Below are 525 nucleotides of genomic sequence, written 5' to 3' on the forward strand. Positions count from 1 at the left end.
CAAGCGCCTGAAGGAAGCGCAGAACACCGCCGCCCTGCTGACGACGTTCAACGACGTCGACATGAGCGCGGTGATTGCGGCGCGCGCCAAGTACAAAGATCTCTTCGAGAAGAAGCATGGCGTTCGCCTGGGCTTTATGGGCTTCTTCGTGAAGGCGGCATGCCTTGCGCTGAAGGACATCCCCAGCGTCAACGCCTCGATCGAGGGCGACGAGATCGTCTATCACGATTATGCCGATATCTCGGTCGCGGTGTCGTCGCCGGGTGGGCTCGTCGTGCCGGTGGTGCGCGATGCCGATCAGATGTCGGTCGCCGAAGTCGAAAAGACGATCGGCGATTTCGGCAAGCGCGCCAAGGACGGCACGCTGAAGATGGAAGAGATGAAGGGCGGCACCTTCACCATCTCGAACGGCGGCGTGTTCGGTTCGCTGATGTCGACCCCGATCATCAACCCGCCCCAGGCGGCTGTGCTCGGCCTGCACCGCATCGAGGACCGCCCGGTGGTGGTGAACGGCGAGATCGTGAT

Annotated in this window: 1 protein-coding gene; it reads left to right on the forward strand. The window is 62.5% G+C overall.

Annotation, left to right across the window (positions count from 1 at the left end):
- Positions 1 to 525, forward strand: a 525-nt coding sequence (locus AACY52_RS30000) for a 2-oxo acid dehydrogenase subunit E2 (RefSeq protein WP_339561330.1), incomplete at both ends; no start/stop codon positions are given.

The sequence above is a fragment of the Pseudomonas sp. EA_65y_Pfl1_P113 genome (assembly GCF_963970525.1).
GTDB classification, from domain to species: domain Bacteria; phylum Pseudomonadota; class Gammaproteobacteria; order Pseudomonadales; family Pseudomonadaceae; genus Aquipseudomonas; species Aquipseudomonas tritici.